General features: G+C 62.5%; 18 protein-coding genes. 11 read left to right on the top strand and 7 right to left on the bottom strand.

Annotated elements, in window-relative coordinates:
• Positions 1-16 precede the first annotated feature (16 nt).
• Genes rfbC through rfbB form a run of 4 tightly spaced genes read right to left on the bottom strand, consistent with a single transcriptional unit; the run spans position 17 to position 3424 of the window.
• Positions 17-574, bottom strand: a complete 558-nt coding sequence (gene rfbC, locus AC56DI_RS02125; protein WP_496344733.1) for a dTDP-4-dehydrorhamnose 3,5-epimerase — start codon at positions 572-574, stop codon at positions 17-19.
• Positions 574-1455, bottom strand: a complete 882-nt coding sequence (gene rfbA / locus AC56DI_RS02120; RefSeq protein ID WP_496344903.1) for a glucose-1-phosphate thymidylyltransferase RfbA — start codon at positions 1453-1455, stop codon at positions 574-576. The genes rfbC and rfbA overlap by 1 nt, the downstream gene beginning before the upstream one ends.
• Positions 1455-2357, bottom strand: a complete 903-nt coding sequence (gene rfbD / locus AC56DI_RS02115) for a dTDP-4-dehydrorhamnose reductase (protein ID WP_496344732.1) — start codon at positions 2355-2357, stop codon at positions 1455-1457. Before rfbD ends, rfbA begins: the two co-directional genes overlap by 1 nt.
• On the bottom strand, positions 2354-3424 hold the full coding sequence (rfbB, locus tag AC56DI_RS02110; RefSeq protein WP_496344731.1) for a dTDP-glucose 4,6-dehydratase: 1071 nt from the start codon (positions 3422-3424) through the stop codon (positions 2354-2356). The genes rfbD and rfbB overlap by 4 nt, the downstream gene beginning before the upstream one ends.
• Before the next feature lie 339 nt (positions 3425-3763).
• On the opposite strand from rfbB, the gene arcD reads away from it, so the two are divergent.
• The 6 genes from arcD (at position 3764) to AC56DI_RS02080 (ending at position 10940) form a co-directional block, all read left to right on the top strand.
• Positions 3764-5197: an arginine-ornithine antiporter gene (gene arcD / locus AC56DI_RS02105; protein ID WP_496344730.1), complete on the top strand. Its 1434-nt coding sequence runs from the start codon at positions 3764-3766 to the stop codon at positions 5195-5197.
• Between the two features lie 17 nt (positions 5198-5214).
• Entirely contained in the window at positions 5215-6465 is a 1251-nt protein-coding gene (arcA, locus tag AC56DI_RS02100) for an arginine deiminase (protein ID WP_496344729.1), read from the top strand.
• Positions 6466-6557: 92 nt separating this feature from the next.
• A complete protein-coding gene (locus AC56DI_RS02095) occupies positions 6558-7568 on the top strand; it encodes an ornithine carbamoyltransferase (RefSeq protein WP_422588949.1) in 1011 nt (336 codons plus the stop codon).
• A 107-nt stretch (positions 7569-7675) separates the two neighbouring features.
• Entirely contained in the window at positions 7676-8602 is a 927-nt protein-coding gene (gene arcC, locus AC56DI_RS02090; RefSeq protein ID WP_496344728.1) for a carbamate kinase, read from the top strand.
• Positions 8603-8703: 101 nt separating this feature from the next.
• Complete coding sequence (gene potE / locus AC56DI_RS02085; protein WP_496344727.1) at positions 8704-10035, top strand: putrescine-ornithine antiporter; 1332 nt, start codon at positions 8704-8706, stop codon at positions 10033-10035.
• Complete coding sequence (locus AC56DI_RS02080; protein WP_496344726.1) at positions 10032-10940, top strand: amino acid ABC transporter substrate-binding protein; 909 nt, start codon at positions 10032-10034, stop codon at positions 10938-10940. Before potE ends, AC56DI_RS02080 begins: the two co-directional genes overlap by 4 nt.
• 130 nt (positions 10941-11070) lie before the next feature.
• Here the strand turns inward: AC56DI_RS02080 and AC56DI_RS02075 are convergent, their stop codons facing one another.
• Positions 11071-12702 (bottom strand): acyl-CoA synthetase, encoded by a 1632-nt coding sequence (locus AC56DI_RS02075; protein ID WP_496344725.1) that lies wholly within the window; start codon positions 12700-12702, stop codon positions 11071-11073.
• A 262-nt stretch (positions 12703-12964) separates the two neighbouring features.
• Between AC56DI_RS02075 and AC56DI_RS02070 the strand changes: the two genes are divergently transcribed.
• Both AC56DI_RS02070 and AC56DI_RS02065 read left to right on the top strand, forming a co-directional pair.
• Positions 12965-14872 (top strand): beta-ketoacyl synthase, encoded by a 1908-nt coding sequence (locus AC56DI_RS02070; protein WP_496344724.1) that lies wholly within the window; start codon positions 12965-12967, stop codon positions 14870-14872.
• Positions 14873-15065: 193 nt separating this feature from the next.
• The gene (locus tag AC56DI_RS02065; RefSeq protein WP_496344723.1) at positions 15066-15851 is read left to right on the top strand and encodes a sulfite exporter TauE/SafE family protein; all 786 of its coding nucleotides are present in this window, start codon (positions 15066-15068) and stop codon (positions 15849-15851) included.
• Between the two features lie 16 nt (positions 15852-15867).
• On the opposite strand, the gene cysQ is transcribed toward AC56DI_RS02065, so the two are convergent.
• Both cysQ and nudE read right to left on the bottom strand, forming a co-directional pair.
• Complete coding sequence (gene cysQ, locus AC56DI_RS02060; RefSeq protein ID WP_496344722.1) at positions 15868-16689, bottom strand: 3'(2'),5'-bisphosphate nucleotidase CysQ; 822 nt, start codon at positions 16687-16689, stop codon at positions 15868-15870.
• The gene (nudE, locus tag AC56DI_RS02055) at positions 16686-17252 is read right to left on the bottom strand and encodes an ADP compounds hydrolase NudE (protein ID WP_496344721.1); all 567 of its coding nucleotides are present in this window, start codon (positions 17250-17252) and stop codon (positions 16686-16688) included. The genes cysQ and nudE overlap by 4 nt, the downstream gene beginning before the upstream one ends.
• A 103-nt stretch (positions 17253-17355) precedes the next feature.
• On the opposite strand from nudE, the gene yrfG reads away from it, so the two are divergent.
• The 3 genes from yrfG (at position 17356) to AC56DI_RS02040 (ending at position 19566) form a co-directional block, all read left to right on the top strand.
• Entirely contained in the window at positions 17356-18012 is a 657-nt protein-coding gene (yrfG, locus tag AC56DI_RS02050) for a GMP/IMP nucleotidase (RefSeq protein ID WP_496344720.1), read from the top strand.
• Between the two features lie 90 nt (positions 18013-18102).
• The gene (locus AC56DI_RS02045) at positions 18103-18960 is read left to right on the top strand and encodes a substrate-binding periplasmic protein (RefSeq protein ID WP_496344719.1); all 858 of its coding nucleotides are present in this window, start codon (positions 18103-18105) and stop codon (positions 18958-18960) included.
• Between the two features lie 147 nt (positions 18961-19107).
• Positions 19108-19566, top strand: coding sequence for a YMGG-like glycine zipper-containing protein (locus AC56DI_RS02040; RefSeq protein ID WP_496344718.1), 459 nt, complete (start codon positions 19108-19110; stop codon positions 19564-19566).
• The last annotated feature ends 17 nt before the right edge of the window (positions 19567-19583 follow it).

Here is a 19583-nt window from a genome sequence, read left to right as displayed (position 1 = left end):
CTAAACGACAGCGCCGTTAGGCATAGGTCTCGGCGCTGGCCAGCGGCAGGCCTTGCTGATCTTTGCCCGACAACTGCAACGCCACGCCCTCCAGCCGCGCCAATGGCCAGTCGATGGCCACCTGAGCGTCGTTCCACTGCAGGCAACGCTCATGCTGCGGCGCGTAATAGTCAGTGGTTTTGTAGAGAAACTCGGCGCTGTCCGACAACACCAGAAACCCATGGGCGAAGCCTTCCGGCACCCACATCTGGCGTTTGTTCTCGGCGCTCAGCAGCTCACCCACCCATTGGCCAAACGTCTTTGATCCAGCACGCAAGTCCACCGCCACATCGAAGACCTCGCCGGCCACCACCCGCACCAGCTTGCCCTGGGGTTGCTGCACCTGGTAATGCAGGCCGCGCAGCACGCCCTTGGCCGAGCAGGAGTGGTTGTCCTGAACGAACGGCACGCTGCGACCAATCGCCTCTTCAAAGCGTTGCTGATTGAAGCTCTCGTAGAAGAACCCGCGCTCGTCACCAAAGACTTTCGGTTGCAGCAGCACCACCTCGGGGATGGCCAGGCGTGTGGCTTTCATCAGAATACGGTCTCCACCAGCAGGCGTTTGAGGTATTTGCCGTAGCCATTCTTGGCCAGCGGTGCAGCCAGCGCCTCCAGCTGTTCGGCGCTGATCCAGCGCTGGCGGAAAGCAATCTCTTCCGGACAGGCCACCTTCAGGCCCTGGCGATTTTCCAGGGTGGCGATGAACTGGCTGGCTTCCAGCAACGACTCATGGGTGCCAGTGTCCAGCCAGGCGTAGCCACGGCCCATAATTTCCACCGAGAGGTTGCCCTGCTCCAGATAGATACGGTTGAGGTCGGTGATCTCCAGCTCGCCACGGGCTGACGGCTTGATGCTCTTGGCAATGTCCACCACCTGCTGGTCGTAGAAATACAGGCCAGTGACCGCGTAGTTGGACTTGGGCTTGAGCGGTTTTTCTTCGAGGCTGATGGCCTTACCCTGCCCGTCGAACTCGACCACGCCGTAACGCTCCGGGTCCTGCACGTGATAAGCAAACACGCTGCCGCCCTGCTCGCGGGCCATGGCATTGCTGAGTAGGTCCTGGAAGTCGTGGCCATGGTAGATGTTGTCGCCCAGCACCAATGCCGACAGGTCATTGCCAATAAAGTCTTCGCCAATCAGAAAGGCCTGAGCCAAACCATCCGGCGAAGCCTGCACGGCGTAGCTGATATTCAGCCCCCAGCGCGCGCCGTCACCGAGCAGTTGCTCGAAACGCGGGGTGTCCTGCGGGGTGGAGATGATCAAGATGTCGCGAATCCCCGCCAGCATCAGGGTGGTCAGCGGGTAGTAAATCATCGGCTTGTCGTACACCGGCAGCAACTGTTTGGAAATTGCCAGAGTGGCCGGGTGCAGGCGGGTGCCGGAACCGCCAGCGAGGATGATGCCTTTGCGCTTGATCATGAGGTTGTCTCCAGAACTTCAGTGAGCATCCGTGCCACCCCCACCTGCCAGTGCGGCAAGTGCAGGGCGAAGGCCTTTTGCAGTTTTTGCGTATTCAGCCGTGAATTGGCCGGGCGTTTGGCGGGCGTTGGGTAGGCACTGGTGGCGATGGCGCCGACATGAGCAGCGGGCACCTTAAGTGCCACGCCGGCGGCTGCGGCCTGTTCAAGCACAAAGCACGCATAGGCATGCCAACTGGTCTCGCCGGCTGCAGCCAGGTGATACAAACCGCCCAGTGCAGGCTGCTGGCGCACGGCACGGATAGCATGGGCGCTGACATCCGCCAGCAGCTCGGCGCCGGTCGGCGCGCCAAACTGATCGGCGATCACATTCAGGCTGTCGCGCTCGCGGGCCAGGCGCAGCATGGTCTTGGCGAAGTTGTTACCCCGTGCGGCGTATACCCAGCTGGTGCGCAGGATCAGATGCTCACAGCCGCTGGCCAGGATCGTCTGTTCACCGGCCAGTTTGCTGGCGCCGTACTGGTTCAGCGGGGCGACGGCATCGTCTTCACCCCAGGGCTGCTCACCGTCACCGGCAAACACATAGTCGGTGGAGTAATGCACCAGCAAACTGCCCAGTTGCCGGGCTTCGCGGGCCAGTACGGCGACCGCCTCGGCATTCACCCGCTGGGCCTGCTCGGGCTCGCTCTCGGCCTTGTCCACCGCCGTATAGGCGGCGGCATTGACGATCACATCCGGTGCGAAGCGCTGCAGCGTCGCAGCCAGGCCGTCGAGGTCACGCAGGTCGCCACAGTAATCGCTACTTTTCGAGTCCAGCGCCAGCACCTCACCCAGCGGCGCCAGGCTGCGCTGCAGCTCCCAGCCGACCTGGCCGTTCTTGCCCAGCAGCAAAATCTTCATGCGCTGCGCCCGCTGTAGTTCTTCTCCACCCATTCGCGGTAGGCGCCGGACTGGATATGCGCGACCCAAGGCAGGTTATCCAGGTACCACTGCACAGTCTTGCGGATGCCGCTGTCGAAGGTTTCCGCCGGTTTCCAGCCCAACTCATTGGCCAGTTTGGTCGCATCGATGGCGTAACGACGGTCGTGGCCGGGGCGATCAGTGACGTAGGCAATCTGCTGCTGATACGGCTGGCCATCGGCGCGCGGGCGCAATTCGTCCAGCAGGGCACACACTGTGTGCACGATCTCCAGATTGGGCTTCTCATTCCAGCCGCCAACGTTGTAGGTCTCGCCCAACGCGCCGGCTTCCAGCACACGGCGGATGGCGCTGCAGTGGTCTTTGACATACAGCCAGTCGCGGATCTGCTGACCGTCGCCGTACACCGGCAGGGGCTTGCCGGCCAGGGCATTGACGATCATCAGCGGGATGAGTTTTTCCGGGAAGTGATACGGCCCGTAGTTGTTCGAGCAGTTGGTGGTCAGCACCGGCAGGCCGTAGGTGTGGTGATAGGCGCGCACCAGGTGGTCGCTGGCGGCCTTGCTGGCGGAATAAGGGCTGTTGGGTTCGTACTGATGGCGCTCGCTGAACGCCGGCTCGTCTTTGCTCAGGGAGCCATAGACCTCATCGGTCGACACGTGCAGGAAGCGAAACGCCTGCTGCGCCTCAGGCTCCAGGCCCTTCCAGTACGCACGCACGGCTTCCAGCAGGCGGAAGGTGCCGACGATATTGGTCTCGATAAAGTCTTCCGGGCCATGGATAGAGCGGTCGACATGGGACTCGGCGGCGAAATTAAGGATCGCTCGTGGCTGATGCTCGCTCAGCAAGCCTGCCACCAGGGCGCTGTCACCGATATCGCCGTGGACAAAGATATGCCGGGCATCGCCCTCCAGGCTGGTGAGGTTTTCCAGGTTGCCGGCGTAGGTCAACTTGTCCAGGTTGATCACCGGCTCAGCGGACTGGGCCAGCCAATCCAGAACAAAGTTCGCACCGATAAAGCCTGCACCGCCTGTCACCAGAATTGTCATGCCCTGAACCTCCCTGAAAAACCATCACAAACCCGGCCCAACGCCAGCCAACCCGTGCACAAGGCGCAGCAACAGCACACGCCGCACATATTATCCCGAGCCAGTAGGCATTCGCGAAGCACAGATTGCTGCAGATCAATGCTTCAGCCTTGCCTGACGCCCGTTTAGGGCTATTTTTTAACAGTCATAACAGTTGTCACACGGTTGCAATGCACCTACCCAGAATATTCGGTTACACCTGCCAAATGATCGGTGTGGTATCGAACTGACGTGTGTCAACAACACCTGCTAGCTTCAAGCGCCTACTAAAACCTGACTGACTGATCAACGGAGATGGGAATGACGGACTCGACGCAAAAACTCAGACTAGGTGCACTGATTGCGCTGGTCGTCGGCTCGATGGTCGGCGGCGGGATTTTCTCCCTACCGCAAAACATCGCCGCCAGCGCCAGCGCCGGTGCCACCTTGATCGGCTGGCTGATCACCGGGGTCGGCATGCTGACCCTGGCCTTCGTGTTCCAAACCCTGGCCAACCGCAAGCCACAGCTGGACGGCGGCGTGTATGTGTATGCCAAAGCCGGCTTTGGCGACTACATGGGCTTCTCCTCGGCCTGGGGTTACTGGATCAGCGCATGGATCGGCAACGTCAGCTACATGGTCCTGCTGTTCTCCACCCTTGGTTACATCTTCCCGAATGCCGGCTTTGGTGAAGGCAACACACTGGTAGCCATCATCTGCGCGTCGGTATTGCTGTGGTTGCTGCACTTTCTGGTCCTGCGCGGGATCAAGGAAGCGGCCTTTATTAACACCGTAACCACCGTCGCCAAGATGGTGCCGCTGGCCCTGTTTATCATCATCGCCGTGATCGCCTTCAAGCTGGACGTGTTTACCAGCGACTTCTGGGGCGAGAGCAACAGCGATCTGGGCAGCGTGATGGACCAAGTACGCAACATGATGCTGGTCACCGTTTGGGTGTTTATCGGTATTGAAGGTGCGAGCATCTTCTCGGCCCGCGCCGAAAAACGCTCCGATGTGGGCAAGGCCACGGTACTCGGCTTTATCGGCGTGTTGCTGCTGTTGGTGCTGGTTAACCTGCTGTCACAGGGCATCCTCGCCCAGGCCCAGTTGGCTGGCCTGAAGAACCCCTCAATGGCCGGCGTGCTGGAGCATGTGGTTGGCCCATGGGGCGCCATGCTGATCAGCATCGGCCTGATCGTTTCCCTGGCTGGTGCCCTGCTGTCCTGGACCTTGCTGTGCGCTGAAATTTTGTTTGCCAGCGCCAGCGACCACACCATGCCGGCGTTCCTGCGCAAGGAAAACGCCAACAAGGTGCCGGTCAATGCCCTGTGGCTGTCCAACGGCCTGATCCAGCTGTTCCTGATCATCACCCTGTTCAACGATGCCACCTACCTGAAGCTGCTGTACCTGGCCACGTCGATGATCTTGGTGCCGTACTTCTGGTCCAGCGCCTATGCCGTGCTGCTGGCCGTGCGTGGTGAAACCTACGAGAACGATGCAGGTCAACGTAACAAGGACCTGCTGATCGCCCTGATCTCGACCGTCTACGCCATCTGGCTGGTCTACGCGGCGGGCGTGCAGTACCTGCTGCTGTCGGCGCTGCTTTATGCGCCGGGGGCCATCCTGTTCGCCAAGGCTAAGCACGAGCTCGGCCAACCGGTATTTACCGGGGTGGAAAAACTGATTTTCCTGGGCGTACTGATCGGTGCCGGCATCGCCGCCTACGGTCTCTACGCGGGTTTCCTGAGTCTTTAAAGAGAAGGAGTTCGACAATGTCCAAACAGAAACTCGGCGTTCATTCCGAAGCCGGAAAACTGCACAAAGTGATGGTCTGCTCGCCCGGCCTCGCCCACCTGCGCCTGACGCCGAACAACTGCGATGAATTGCTGTTCGACGACGTTATCTGGGTGAACCAGGCCAAGCGTGACCACTTCGACTTCGTTACCAAGATGCGCGACCGCAATATCGAAGTGGTCGAGATGCACAACCTGCTCACCGACGTGGTGCAGAACCCCGAAGCCCTGAAATGGATTCTCGACCGCAAGACATCGCCCAATCAGGTCGGCATTGGTCTCGGGCAAGAGCTGCGCAGCTGGCTGGAAGGCCAGGAGCCGCGCAAGCTCGCCGAATACCTAATCGGTGGTGTCTCGGGTGCCGACTTGGCCGCCAACGGCGCCAGTGAGCTGGGCAAGATCTTCAACGACTTCATTGGCGAATCCAGCTTTATCCTGCCGCCACTGCCCAACACCCAGTTCACCCGCGACAACAGCTGCTGGATCTACGGTGGCGTGGTACTCAGCCCGATGTACTGGCCGGCGCGTCGCCAGGAAACCCTGCTGATGACGGCCATCTACAAATTCCACCCGGATTTCGTTAACGCCGACTTCAAGGTCTGGTACGGCGATCCCGACGAGGATCACGGCGCCGCCACCCTCGAAGGCGGTGACGTCATGCCCATCGGCAATGGCGTGGTACTGATCGGCATGGGCGAGCGCACCTCGCACCAGGCCATCGGCCAACTGGCCCAGTCGCTGTTCAAGAATGGCGCTGTGCAACGCGTAATCGTCGCCGGCCTGCCCAAGTCCCGTGCGGCTATGCACCTGGACACCGTGTTCAGCTTCTGCGACCGCGACCTGGTCACCATCTTCCCATCGGTGGTTAACCAGATCGTCGCCTTCAGCATTCGACCGGACGAGAAGAGCAAAGGCGGCATGGACATCCGCCGCGAGGCCAAGCCGTTCCTCGACGTGGTGGCCGAATCGCTGAACCTGAAGAAACTGCGCGTGGTGCAAACTGGCGGCGACAGCTACGAAGCTGAACGCGAGCAGTGGGACGACGGCAACAACGTGGTCTGCCTGGAGCCTGGTGTGGTGGTTGGCTACGACCGCAACACCTACACCAACACCTTGCTGCGCAAGGCCGGCGTGGAAGTCATCACCATCAGTGCCGGCGAACTCGGCCGTGGCCGTGGCGGCGGCCACTGCATGACCTGCCCAATCATCCGCGACCCAATCGACTACTAAGCCCCCAACGGCGGCCCCATCCGGGCCGCTGTTTACGCCAGAGCTTAAGCAGTGCTGGCGCTTTACCCCTATTTCTCAAGAGGAAATCTGTTATGGCTTTCAACATGCACAACCGCAACCTGCTCAGCCTGATGCACCACACCAAGCGTGAACTGATGTTCCTGCTCGACCTGTCGCGCGACCTCAAGCGCGCCAAGTACAGCGGCACTGAGACTCAGCACCTGAAAGGCAAAAACATCGCGCTGATCTTCGAAAAGACCTCGACCCGCACCCGTTGTGCCTTCGAAGTCGCGTCCTATGACCAGGGCGCCAACGTCACCTACATCGATCCGAACTCCTCGCAGATCGGTCACAAAGAAACCATGAAAGACACCGCCCGCGTGCTCGGGCGCATGTACGACGCCATCGAGTACCGCGGCTTCAAACAGGAAATCGTTGAAGACCTGGCCAAGTTCGCCGGCGTACCCGTTTTCAACGGCCTGACCGACGAATACCACCCGACCCAGATGCTCGCCGACGTGCTGACCATGCGTGAGCACAGCGACAAGCCTCTGCATGACATCAGCTACGCCTACCTGGGCGACGCGCGCAACAACATGGGTAACTCGCTGCTGCTGATCGGCGCCAAGCTGGGCATGGATGTGCGCATCGCCGCCCCGAAAGCCCTGTGGCCGCTGGAAGAGCTGGTTGAGCAGTGCAAGGCTTTCGCTGCCGAAAGCGGCGCGCGCATCACCCTCACCGAAGACCCGAAAGAAGCGGTCAAGGGCGTCGACTTTATCCACACCGACGTCTGGGTATCGATGGGCGAGCCCGTGGAAGCCTGGGCCGACCGCATCAAGCTGCTGCTGCCGTATCAGGTCAATGCCGAAATGATGAAGGCAAGCGGCACACCGCGCACTCAGTTCATGCACTGCCTGCCGGCGTTCCACAACACCGACACCAAGGTTGGCAAACAGCTGGTCGCGCAGTACCCATTCCTCGCCAACGGCGTGGAAGTGACCGAAGAAGTGTTCGAGTCGCCGGCCTGCATTGCCTTCGACCAGGCGGAAAACCGCATGCACACCATTAAAGCAGTCATGGTTGCCACCCTCGGCAACGTATAACCGTCGCTGCACGCGAGGCGGAGGTACAGCCAACGCCTCGCCCAGAAATTCCTCAGGGTGGAAAAGCGTACAACGCTTCTCCACCCGTTTTGATTCAGGAGATCAATATGCGTCTAGTGATCGCTTTGGGCGGCAACGCCCTGTTACGCCGCGGCGAAGCCATGACCGCCGAGAACCAGCGCGATAACGTGCGTATCGCCTGTGAGCAGATCGCCAAGATCGCCACCGGCAATGAGCTGGTGGTGGCCCACGGCAACGGCCCACAAGTGGGCCTACTGGCCCTGCAGGGCAATGCCTACGATGCCAAGAACCCCTACCCGCTGGACGTGCTCGGCGCCGAAACCGAAGGCATGATCGGCTACATGATCGAACAGGAGTTGGGCAACCTGCTGCCCGTCGAGGTGCCTTTCGCCACCCTGCTCACCCAGGTCGAAGTTGATCCCGCCGACCCGGCCTTCCAGCACATGACCAAGCCCATCGGCCCGGTTTACCCAAAAGCCGAAGCCGAACAACTGGCTGCTGAAAAAGGCTGGACCATTGCCCCGGATGGCGACAAGTTCCGTCGCGTGGTGGCCAGCCCACGGCCCAAGCGTATTTTCGAGATCCGTCCGATCAAGTGGCTGCTGGAAAAAGGCACCATTGTGATTGCCGCAGGCGGTGGCGGCATCCCGACCATGTACCAAGACAACAAACTGGTGGGCGTGGAAGCGGTGATCGACAAAGACCTCTGCTCGGCGTTTTTGGCTGCCGAACTGGAAGCCGAATTACTGGTGATCGCCACCGACGTGGACGCTGTGTACATCGACTGGGGTAAACCGACCCAGAAGGCGGTAGCCCAAGCTCATCCGGACGAGCTGGAGAAGCTCGGTTTTGCCGCGGGTTCCATGGGGCCCAAGGTGCAAGCGGCCTGTGAATTCGCCCGCGAAACGGGCAAAGTCGCAGTGATCGGCTCGCTGCCAGATATCGAGGCTATCGTGCAGGGCACGGCGGGCACCCGGATCAGTACCGCCCAACCCGGCATCAGCTACCGCTAGACTCGCTAAAGCAGTACCGCTCAGGCCCGCACGGCAACCGCCTGCGGGCCTGAGTGCTGTTCGCCATAACGAGAACCACGCCAGACCACAAGGATGCCGCCATGGCCGAGTCAAACAAGAAGATGGGCCTGGTGGCCCTGACCACGCTGGTCACGGTCAATATGATGGGTTCAGGCATCATCCTGCTACCCTCGAGCATGGCCCAACTCGGCGCCGTGTCACTGCTGTCCTGGATCATCACCGCCGCCGGTTCGATGGCCATTGCCTACTGCTTTGCCCAGTGCGGCATCTATTGCACGCGCTCCGGCGGGATGTCGGCCTACAGCGAGGAAGCCCACGGTAGATCGGCGTTCTTCCTCTGTTCCTATTTGTATTTCCTCTCGTTGGTGATCAGCAACGTGGCCATCAGCATCGCCGCGGTGGGTTACCTGACGCCCTTCGTGCCCTGGCTCGGCAGCGGCTCGATTCCGCTGTTTGTCGGCACGCTGAGCATGATCTGGCTGACCACGTTCGCCAATTTCGGCGGCGCCAGCCTGACTGGACGCCTGGGTTCGATCACTGTCTGGGGGATCATCATTCCAGTGGCAGGCCTGTGCGTGATCGGCTGGTTCTGGTTCTCCCCCGCAGTATTCAGCGCCGCCTGGAACCCGAATAAACTCGAGGTCAGCGATGCCATCACCCAGAGCATCCCGCTGACCCTGTGGGCCTTCCTCGGCATGGAATCAGCGGCACAAAACTCCGATGCCGTCGAAAACCCCAAGCGCAACGTGCCGCTGGCCTGCCTGTTCGGCACCCTCGGCGCGGCGGTGGTCTACGTGCTCTCGACCACCGTCATTCAAGGCATCGTGCCCAACGCCGAGCTGGCCAACTCCAGCGCGCCGTTCGCCCTGGTGTATGCGCAGATGTTCAATGACGGCATCGGCAACATCGTCATGGGCCTGGCCGTGCTGGCCTGCGTCGGCTCCCTGCTCGGCTGGCAGTTCACCCTGGCGCAAACCGCCAAGGTCACCGCCGACCAAGGTCTGTTCCCGCGCCTCTTCGCTCGCGTTAATCGCTTCGACGCGCCACTGCTGGGCCTCTTGTGCTGCGCCATCCTACAGAGCCTGATTGCCCTGTCGACCATCTCGCCGAACGTCAGCGAGCAGTTCGGCAAACTGGTCAACCTGGCGGCCGTCACCAACCTGATTCCGTACGTCACCGCCCTCTCGGGCTTGCTGGTGATCATGTACAAGGCCCGCGTGCCACTCGAGGTGTTCCGCCGCAACAGCCTGATCCTGCTGATTGGCATGCTCTACTGCTTCTACGCCCTGTATGCCTCTGGTTTGGAAGCCGTGTTCGGCGCCGCCCTGGTGATGATCGCTGGCTACTTGCTGTTCGGCATCATCGCCAAACGCCTGGTCGCCGAACTGGATAAGAAGGAGCGCGCCCTATGATCGCCCGGCAACCCTACCTGCGCGGCCTCGCCGCCCTGCTACTGACCAGCGCCCTACTGCCTGCTCACGCCGCCGACCACCTGGCGCAGATTCGCGCCAGCGAGACCCTCACCCTCGGCTTCGTCGCCGGTGATGCGCCCTTCTCGGCCGGCACGGCCGAGCAACCCAGCGGCTATGCCATCGAGATGTGCGGCCTGCTCGGTGAGCAGCTCAAGCAACAACTCGCTCTGCCGGCGCTGAAGCTGCACTTTCAACCCCTGACAGCGGCCACGATGCTCAAGGCCGTGGCCGAAGGGCAGGTCGATACGGTGTGCAGCGCGGTGGGCGATACCCTCAAACGCCGCGAGCAGGTGAGTTTTTCTCTGCCCTACTTCGCCGCTGGCCTGGGCGTGGTGGTGCGCCGCGACGCGCCAGCCAGCCTGCTTACGCCCATCAATGAAGGCGCCCAACCACGCGGCCCGGTATGGCGCGCCAGCATCAACCAGGGGCTCAGCCGACACAGCTTCGCGGTACTCAAAGACAGCGTCAGCGTCGACTGGGCAAGGGCGCGGATGCGCGCCCTCGGCCTGCAGTCGGAGCTGCGCGAAGTACCCAGCAATGCCGAAGGACTGGCCATGGTGGTGAACGGCCAGGTCGATGCGTTCTTTGCCGATCGCCTGGTGCTGCTCAACTACCAGGCCGAAAATCCGCGCGGCAGCGAACTGCTGGTGCCCGAGCGCTTGTTCGATGTACTGCCCGTTGCTTTGCCCCTAGCCCGCGGCGACGACGCCTGGCGTCTGGCCGTGGACCGCGGCTTAAGTGCCGTACAACGCAGCGCCGCCGGTCAGGCCCTGTATATCCGCTACTTCGGCCCGCCGAGTGAGCAGAACCAACTGCTGATGAAGCTGTTCCAGCGCCCCGAGTAGTCCGATGGATAGCGCCGTAGGATGGGTGAGCCCGCGATACCCATCGAATAACCAACGGCGCATAAACTCCTGATGGATATCGCTACGCTCCACCCATCCTACCGCCTAGGTGCGGGCGGCTGAGCAAAGGCTAAGCCAGCGCCCGCGCCTGCTCACGCAACAAGAACTTCTGCACCTTGCCGGTGGAGGTCTTGATCAACGGGCCGAACACCACTTTGCCGGGCACCTTGAAGCGCGCCATGTGCTGCTCGCACCAGGCAATCACCTGGGCCTCGCTGAGTTCGGCGCCAACACGCGGGGTGACGAAGGCGCACGGAGTTTCGCCCCACTTGGCGTGGGGCATGGCCACCACCGCGGCTTCGAGAATCTGCGGATGGCGGTACAACACGTCTTCGACTTCGATGGATGAGATGTTTTCACCCCCGGAAATGATGATGTCCTTGCTGCGGTCCTTGATCTCCACATAGCCATCGGCATGCCACACGGCCAGGTCACCGGAGTGGAACCAGCCGCCAGCGAAGGCCTCGGCGGTGGCGCTGGGGTTTTTCAGGTAACCCTTCATCACCACGTTGCCACGCATCATGATCTCGCCAATGGTCTGGCCATCTTTCGGCACCGCCTGCAGGGTGTCCGGATCGGCCACCATCAGGCCGTCCAGCAAGGTGGCGCGCACGCCTTGGCGCGACTTGAGCTTGGCGCGGGCGGCAGGCTCCTGGGCATCCCACTCGCTCTTCCACTCGCAGACCACGCTGGGGCCGTAGGTTTCGGTCAGGCCGTAAACATGGGTAACGCGAAAATCCAGCGCCTCCATGGCCTGGATCACCGCCGCGGGTGGCGCTGCGCCGGCGGTCAGCACCTTGACCGGCCGGGTCTTTAGCGCCTGCAACTCGGCCGGGGCATTGGCCAGCATATTGAGCACGATGGGCGCACCGCAGAAGTGATCGACGCCATGCTCGGCAATCGCCGGGTAGATCGCCTCGGCGCGCACATGGCGCAGGCACACACTGGTGCCGACGGTGGCCGCCAGCGCCCAGGGGAAGCACCAGCCGTTGCAATGGAACATCGGCAGGGTCCACAAGTACACCGGGTTGCGGCCCATGTCCCAGCACAGCACGTTGGACAGCGCATTAAGGTGCGCACCACGGTGGTGATAGACCACGCCCTTGGGGTTGCCGGTGGTACCGGAGGTGTAGTTGAGGGCGATGGCCTGCCACTCGTCAGCGGGCATCTGCCAGGCATAATCCGGGTCACCCTCAGCCAGCAGCGCCTCATAATCCAGCTCGCCGATCAGCTGGCCCTCGCTGTAGGTCGGATCATCGATGCCCACCAGCAACGGGCGGCGAGGCAAATGACTGGTGGCGCGCAGGGCCACTTCGGCAAACTCCTTGTCCACCAGCAGCACCTTGGCCTCGCCGTGCTGGAGGATAAACGCGATGGCCTCGGCATCCAGACGGGTGTTGATGGCATTGATCACCGCGCCGCACATGGGGATGCCGAAGTGCGCTTCGAACAGCGCCGGGCCATTGGGCGCTAACAGCGCCACCGTGTCGCCCACGCCAATGCCGCGCTGACTGAGCGCCGCGGCCAGTTGCGTGCAACGCCGGTAGGTCTGCCCCCAGGTCTGCCGCTGGTCGCCATTGATCAGCGCCGGATGCTCGGGGCAAACGCTCGCCGCCCGCGCCAGAAAGCCCAGTGGGCTGAGTGCCTGAAAGTTCGCCGCATCCCGCGGCATCCCGTATTCATAGGGGTTGAGGGCATTCATGGGCGGCTCCTTGGCGGTGAGTTTATGTCTGTTAGACCATATCAGGCCTGCCCGCCGCCAGCCCCAAGACCTTGGTCGAAAGCGTGACTCAACAGTCAGCCCCCGCGTCAGCTACGCACGAATCAGATTGAGCCACCGCCCTGGGTGCTTGATGGCTGGTGATGCTCGCGGACCAATCCCCCGCCTGTCGCAACCCTTGCAGGGTCGCCAGAAGCCTCACGCAGCCTGCACCTGCCAGGCCATTTTCAGGAGTCTTTGCGTGATGTCTCGTTTACCGGTGATTGTTGGTTTTGGTGGCTATAACGCTGCCGGTCGCAGCTCTGCCCACCACGGTTTCCGCCGCACGGTGATCGAATCGATGAGCCCGACTGACCGCCAGGAAACGCTCGCCAGCCTGGCCATCCTGATGAAGCTGGTGACCTTCAGCGCCGGTCAGTACCACGACCACGACGGCCAGCCGCTGGACCTGGCGGAACTGGAGCAACGCTTCGGCGCGCAGATTCTTGCGTCCACCCTGGTGCGCCGGATCGAGAAGAATCACCTGGATGTGGACGCCGCGCCCTGGCAGAAAAACCTCACGGTCACCGGCCCCGCCGGCAAGCCGCTGAGCTTTATCACCCTGCGCAAGCAACTGCCGGAACCGCTGCCCAGCGACTGGACGGTGGAAGCACTGAACGACAACGACGTGCAGGTCACCCTCTACGACGGCTGTGACATCAAGGTCGACAGCTACCGCAACCTGCCAGTGAAATCCGCCGGCCAGCTGCCGACCGGTTTCGAGCCAGGCGAGCTGTACGCCTCGCGCTTTCACCCGCGCGGCTTGCAGATGACCATCGTCGCGGCCACCGACGCCCTGCGTTCAATCGGCCTGCCGTGGCAGAACATCGTCGACCAGGTGGCTCCCGACGAAATCGCCGTCTACGCCAGCAGTGCTATGAGCCAGCTGGATGAAAATAGCTTCGGTGGCCTGATGCAATCGCGCCTGAAAGGCGGCCGAGTCACCGCAAAACAACTCGCCCTGGGCCTCAACAGCATGCCGGCGGACTTTATCAACGCCTATGTGTTGGGTAGCGTCGGCAGCACCAGCAGCATCACCGGCGCCTGCGCCAGTTTCCTCTACAACCTGCAGAAAGCCACCGACATGATCAGTGCCGGTAAAGCCCGCGTCGTGATTGTTGGCAACAGCGAAGCACCGATTACCCAGGAATGCCTCGACGGTTACGGCGCCATGGGCGCCCTGGCCACCGAAGACGGCCTGCGCCAGATTGAAGGTCAGGAGCAGGTCGACTTCCGCCGCGCCAGCCGCCCATTCGGGCAGAACTGCGGCTTCACCCTGGCGGAGTCCAGCCAGTTTCTGGTGCTGATGGACGACGAGTTGGCCCTGCAACTGGGCGCCGACATCCACGGCGCGGTGCCGGATGTGTTTATCAACGCCGACGGCTTCAAGAAGTCCATCTCCGCCCCCGGCCCTGGCAACTACCTGTGCATGGCCAAGGCCGTGGCCAGCGCCATGCAACTGGTGGGTGAAGACGGCGTGCGCCTGCGCAGCTTCGTGCACGCCCACGGCTCCAGCACCCCGGCCAACCGCGTCACCGAATCGGAGCTGCTGGACCGCGTGGCCGCCAGCTTCGGCATTGCCGACTGGCCGGTGGCGGCGGTCAAATCCTACGTCGGTCACTCACTGGCCAGCGCCAGCGCCGACCAACTGATCTCCGCCCTGGGCAGCTTCAAGTACCAGCTGATTCCAGGGATCAAGACCATCGACGCCGTAGCCGACGACGTACACCGCCAGCACCTGCGCATCTCCCAGGTCGACGTGCCGCGCACCGAGCAGCCCCTGGAGGTGTGCTTTATCAACTCCAAGGGCTTTGGCGGCAACAACGCCAGCGGCGTGGTGCTGGCGCCGCAGGTGGTCGAGCGCATGCTGCGCAAACGCTACGGTGCCGAACGCTTCACCGCCTATGTCGCACAACGCGAACAAACCCGCGCCGCCGCCCAGGCCTACGACCAACAGGCGCTGCAAGGTCAGCTGGAGATCATCTACAACTTCGGCCACGACCTGATCGACGACCAAGGCATCGCCATCAACGGCGAACAGATTCAGGTGCCGGGCTTCAACCAGCCGCTGGTGTTCGACAAGACCTCACGCTTCGCCGACATGCTCGACTGACCCGCTACCAGGACTTGCAGCCCCCGTGGAACCACTCGTTCCGCGGGGCTGGGACGAGTCCGTGTGCAGGCCGAGACACTGCATTTCAGCTATATCAATCAAACTCTTTCGTATAAAAAATTATAAATAAAATTGCTATGATCCCGGCCCGCCATTTTATCTAAGCCAGGCCCTGGCCCATGGGAACGCAATAATGGAAGTCGGTGTACTGGGTTTTATCGTGGCCGGATTGGTGGTCGGTTTTATCGTCGGCATGACCGGTGTCGGCGGTGGCTCACTGATGACGCCGATCCTATTGTGGTTCGGCATCAACCCGGCCACGGCCGTGGGCACTGACTTGCTGTATGCGGCGATCACCAAATCCGGCGGCATTTTTGTTCATCAGAAGAACAAGAACATCGACTGGTCCATCACCGGCTGGCTGACCCTCGGCAGCGTCCCGGCGGCGGCCCTGACCCTGTGGCTGTTGAGCACCCTGCACACCGATACCCAGGCGATGAACGCCATCATCCGTCAGGCACTGGGCTTTGTGCTGTTACTGACGGCCCTGGCCATTCTGTTTAAACAGCAGCTGCTGACCTTTGCCCACAAACATGCCGGCGACCATTACCACCTCAGCGGCCGCAGCCTGAATGCGCTGACCGTAGTTACCGGTGTGATGCTCGGCGTCATGGTCACCCTGACCTCGATTGGCGCCGGCGCCCTGGGCACGGTGGCGTTGTTTCTGCTCTATCCGTTCCTGGCCACCAAGCGCCTGGTCGGCACCGAGATTGCCCACGCCGTACCCCTGACCCTGGTGGCCGGTCTCGGCCATGCCGGCATGGGTAATATGGACTGGGCCCTGCTCGGTTACCTGCTGATGGGCTCGCTGCCGGGCATCTACTTCGGCAGCCACCTGTCCGGGCGCATTCCCGACCAAATCCTGCGGCCGTGCCTGGCCACCATGCTGGTGTTTATCGGCTACAAGCTGGCGTTCTGATCAAGCTGAGCGGCGCTCAATCCAGGGCGCGCGCCAGTTGCACCAACTCGTCACGCCAGGCGGCCGCTTGCGGCAGGGCGAGGAACGACGGGTTGAGGAAGGATTCGCGCGCCTCGTAGGTCAACGCCAGACCCTTGAGGTCGAGCACCTCACCACCTGCGCCTTCGAGCACGCCCTGAGCGGCAGCGGTGTCCCACTGCGAAGTGGGCGCCAGACGCGGGTAGCAATCAGCATTGCCCTCGGCCAACAGACAGAACTTCAGCGAACTGCCGACATTGGCCATGTCCAGGTCACCAAACTGCTCGCTCAAACCGGCGAGCAAGCACTCCTGGGCCGGGCTGGAGTGACGCTTGCTGGCCACCACGGTGAAGGCTTCGCTAGGCGCAATGCGCACGCTGATCGGTTGTGCCTCGGCCTCGACTTCGCTGCGCCAGGCGCCTAGGCCGGCGCCACCGAAATAGCAGCGTCCAGTGGTGGGGATGCCGACCACACCGAACACCACCCGGCCTTGCTCAATCAGTGCGACGTTGACGGTGAACTCCTCGGAACCTGCGATAAATTCCTTGGTGCCGTCCAACGGGTCCACCAGCCACCAGCGGGTCCATTGCGCGCGCTCGCTCAGGGCAATGTCGGCGGCCTCTTCCGAGAGCACCGGGATCTCCGGCGCCAGGGCGTTGAGGCCGGCCAGCAGCAGGTGGTGCGCGGCCAGGTCGGCGGCGGTCACCGGCGAGTCATCAAGCTTGGCGGTCACTGCCGTATCGCAACGCCAGAACGGCAGGGTGACGACACCGGCCTGGCGCACCAGATCGATAACGGCGGGCAGATAGGGATGGCTCATAGGGTGAATTCTCCTCGCTGGGTCAGCAGGTCGCGGACCAGATACAGGGCGGCCAGGGCACGGCCCTCGCTGAATTGCGGATGCTCGACCAGTGCCGACAGTTCGCCGAGGTCGACCCGGTCAACCCGCAGCGGCTCCGGCTCGTCGCCCGGCAGGCTCTGCTCATACAGATCACGGGCCAGGACCACCTGAATCTTCTGGCTCATATAACCCGGCGACAGGCTCAACTCGGCCAGCAGTTCGAGCTGGTGGGCGCCAAAGCCGGCCTCTTCCATCAACTCACGGTTGGCCGCCACCAACACATCTTCGCCCGGTTCAATCAGGCCCTTGGGCAGGGAAATCTGATAGTCGTCGGTGCCGGCGCAGTACTCTTCGACCAGCAGGGCATGACGCGCATCGGCCATCGCCACGATCATCACCGCGCCATAGCCCGTGCCCTTGCTGGCCAGACGCTCGTAGGTGCGCTCAACGCCATTGGCGAAGCGCAACTGCAGTTGCTCAACGCGAAACAGGCGGCTGCTGGCGACAATCTCGCTGGCGAGGACGGTGGGTTTCTGGCGCATGACGGGGCTCCTTGGCGTGGCCGGCGCGTTATCATAGCGCGCTGACGTTACTGCCGCGCTGGCCGTGCGAGCTTTCGCCCTGGCGCCCCAACGAGAATTGCCCATGACCCCGTTGCCCTGGTCCGACATCGATACCGTGCTGCTCGACATGGACGGCACCCTGCTGGACCTGCATTTCGACAACCACTTTTGGCTCGAACACCTGCCCCAGCGCTACGCCGAGCTGCATGGCATCAGCCGCCAGCAGGCCGATGACGAACTGCTGCCGCTGTTCCACCAGCATGCTGGCCAGCTCAACTGGTACTGCACGGATTTCTGGAGCCGCGAGCTGAACCTCTCGGTGCGTGAGCTCAAGCGCGAAGTGGCGCACCTGATCGCCCTGCGCCCGGATGCCGACACCTTTCTGGCGGCCATCCGCGCCGCCGGCAAACGGGTGGTACTGATCACCAATGCCCATCGCGACTCGCTGTCGCTGAAGCTCGAACGGATCGAGCTGGCGCCTTACTTCGACCGTCTGATCAGCTCCCACGACTACGGTTTCCCCAAGGAAGACCAGCAGTTCTGGAGCGCCCTGCAAGCCGACTTCGCCTTCGAGCCGGCACGCGCCCTGTTTATCGACGACAGCCTGCCGATCCTGCGCAGCGCTCGCACTTTCGGCGTCGCCCATCTGTTGGCCGTGCGCCACCCGGACAGCCGTCAACCCGCCAAGGACAGCCAGGAGTTCGCTGCCGTGGACGACTATCGCGACCTGCTGCCGTAGCGACCGATAACGACAGAATCGCGACCTGTGGTTGGTGTCGGCACAAGACCCAGGCGTACACTCCGGCACCTCCTTTTGGCGAGTTACTGAATGCGCGGTTACTGCCTCACCCTTGCCCTGCTGTTGGTCGGCAGCCTGCTCAGCGCCACGAGCCAGGCCGACCACGGCGTACGAGTCTGTCAGCATGCCGTGCAAAAATATGCCTACCGCATTGAGTTGGCAGAGCTGATCCTGGCGCGCACCGCCGCCCAGTATGGGAAAGCCCACATCCACCCCAGCACCCTGCCCGACCCGACACAAGAGCGTTGCCTGAACATGCTTCGCGAAGGCCAGGTCGACCTGGCCTTTGTGCCGCCCAGTGTCGAGCGCCTGCGCGACTTCGCAGTGATCCCCTTCGACCTGCACAACGGCATGCTCGGTTACCGCGTGCTGCTGGTTCGCAAAACCGACGTCGAACGCTTTGCCCAGGTCAACACCCTGGACGACCTGCGCCAACTGCGCGGCGGCTTCGGCAGCCAGTGGAGCGACTTCAGCCTGTTCGCCCGCAACCAGTTGCCGGTGGAAGGCCAGGCCAACCCCGACAACCTGCTGGCAATGCTCGGCAAGCGCCGCTTCGACTACTACCACCGCGGTCTGCACGAGGCCTGGCGTGAGCTGGATGAAGACCCCATCGCCGGCGCCGAACTGATGGTCGAACCGCACTTGGCGCTGGTCTATCACCTACCGGTGTACTTCACCTTCAACCGCAACGACCCGCTGCTCAAGCGCCGCTTCGAACAAGGGCTGGCGATGATTCAGGCCGACGGCAGCCTGCACGCGCTGTTTTCGCGCCACTTCGGCCAACTGGCTAAACAAGCCGGGCTGGAACAACGCACCCTGATCCCACTCGACTACCCCAACCCGCCCGGCCTACCCGCGCCCGACACCCACCTGTGGCTGCAACGCTGACGCGACTCCCGCCGAGCCTGCGAGTTCCCGTACTGCGCGCACAGAATTAAAGGCCGTGACAGGCCTAACACACCCAGATGAACGGGCTTGCAGTCCGCCCCTGGAGCGCCGAGCATTCGCGCCACGTCCACCCGCGAGAGTCATGTCATGAAGTTTGCTTTTTTCCTCCTTCCCCTCAGCCTGACCGCCAGTCTGGCCATGGCCGGCAACAACACCGAAAGCGCCGTTGGCGGTGCCCTCGGCGGCGTACTCGGCACCGTGGTCGGTGAGCAAATCGGCGGTAGCACCGGTGCTGTGATCGGCGCTGGCGTCGGTGGCGCGGCGGGCAGTGCCGTCGGCGCCGACAAGCGCAATCGCACAGAAGCAGCCATCGGCGGCGGCATCGGCGCAGCGGGCGGCCAGGTGATCGGCAGCAAGGTCGGCGGTTCCACTGGCGGCATAATCGGTGCCGGTGTTGGCGGCGCGGCGGGCGGTGCCCTGGGCAACGAATACGGCGACAATAGCCGCAGCCGTGACGACGATGATGATGACTATCGCCGTCATCACGACAACGGCAATCACTACGGCGAGCACAAACACAAGAAGCACAAAAAGCACCGCGACTAAGCACGCGGCGCTACCGA

Source organism: Pseudomonas sp. BGA-UO-ETr-WB11 (assembly GCF_059567785.1).
Note: the sequence above shows the minus strand (reverse complement) of the source record. Positions and strands in the feature narration are given on the sequence as shown.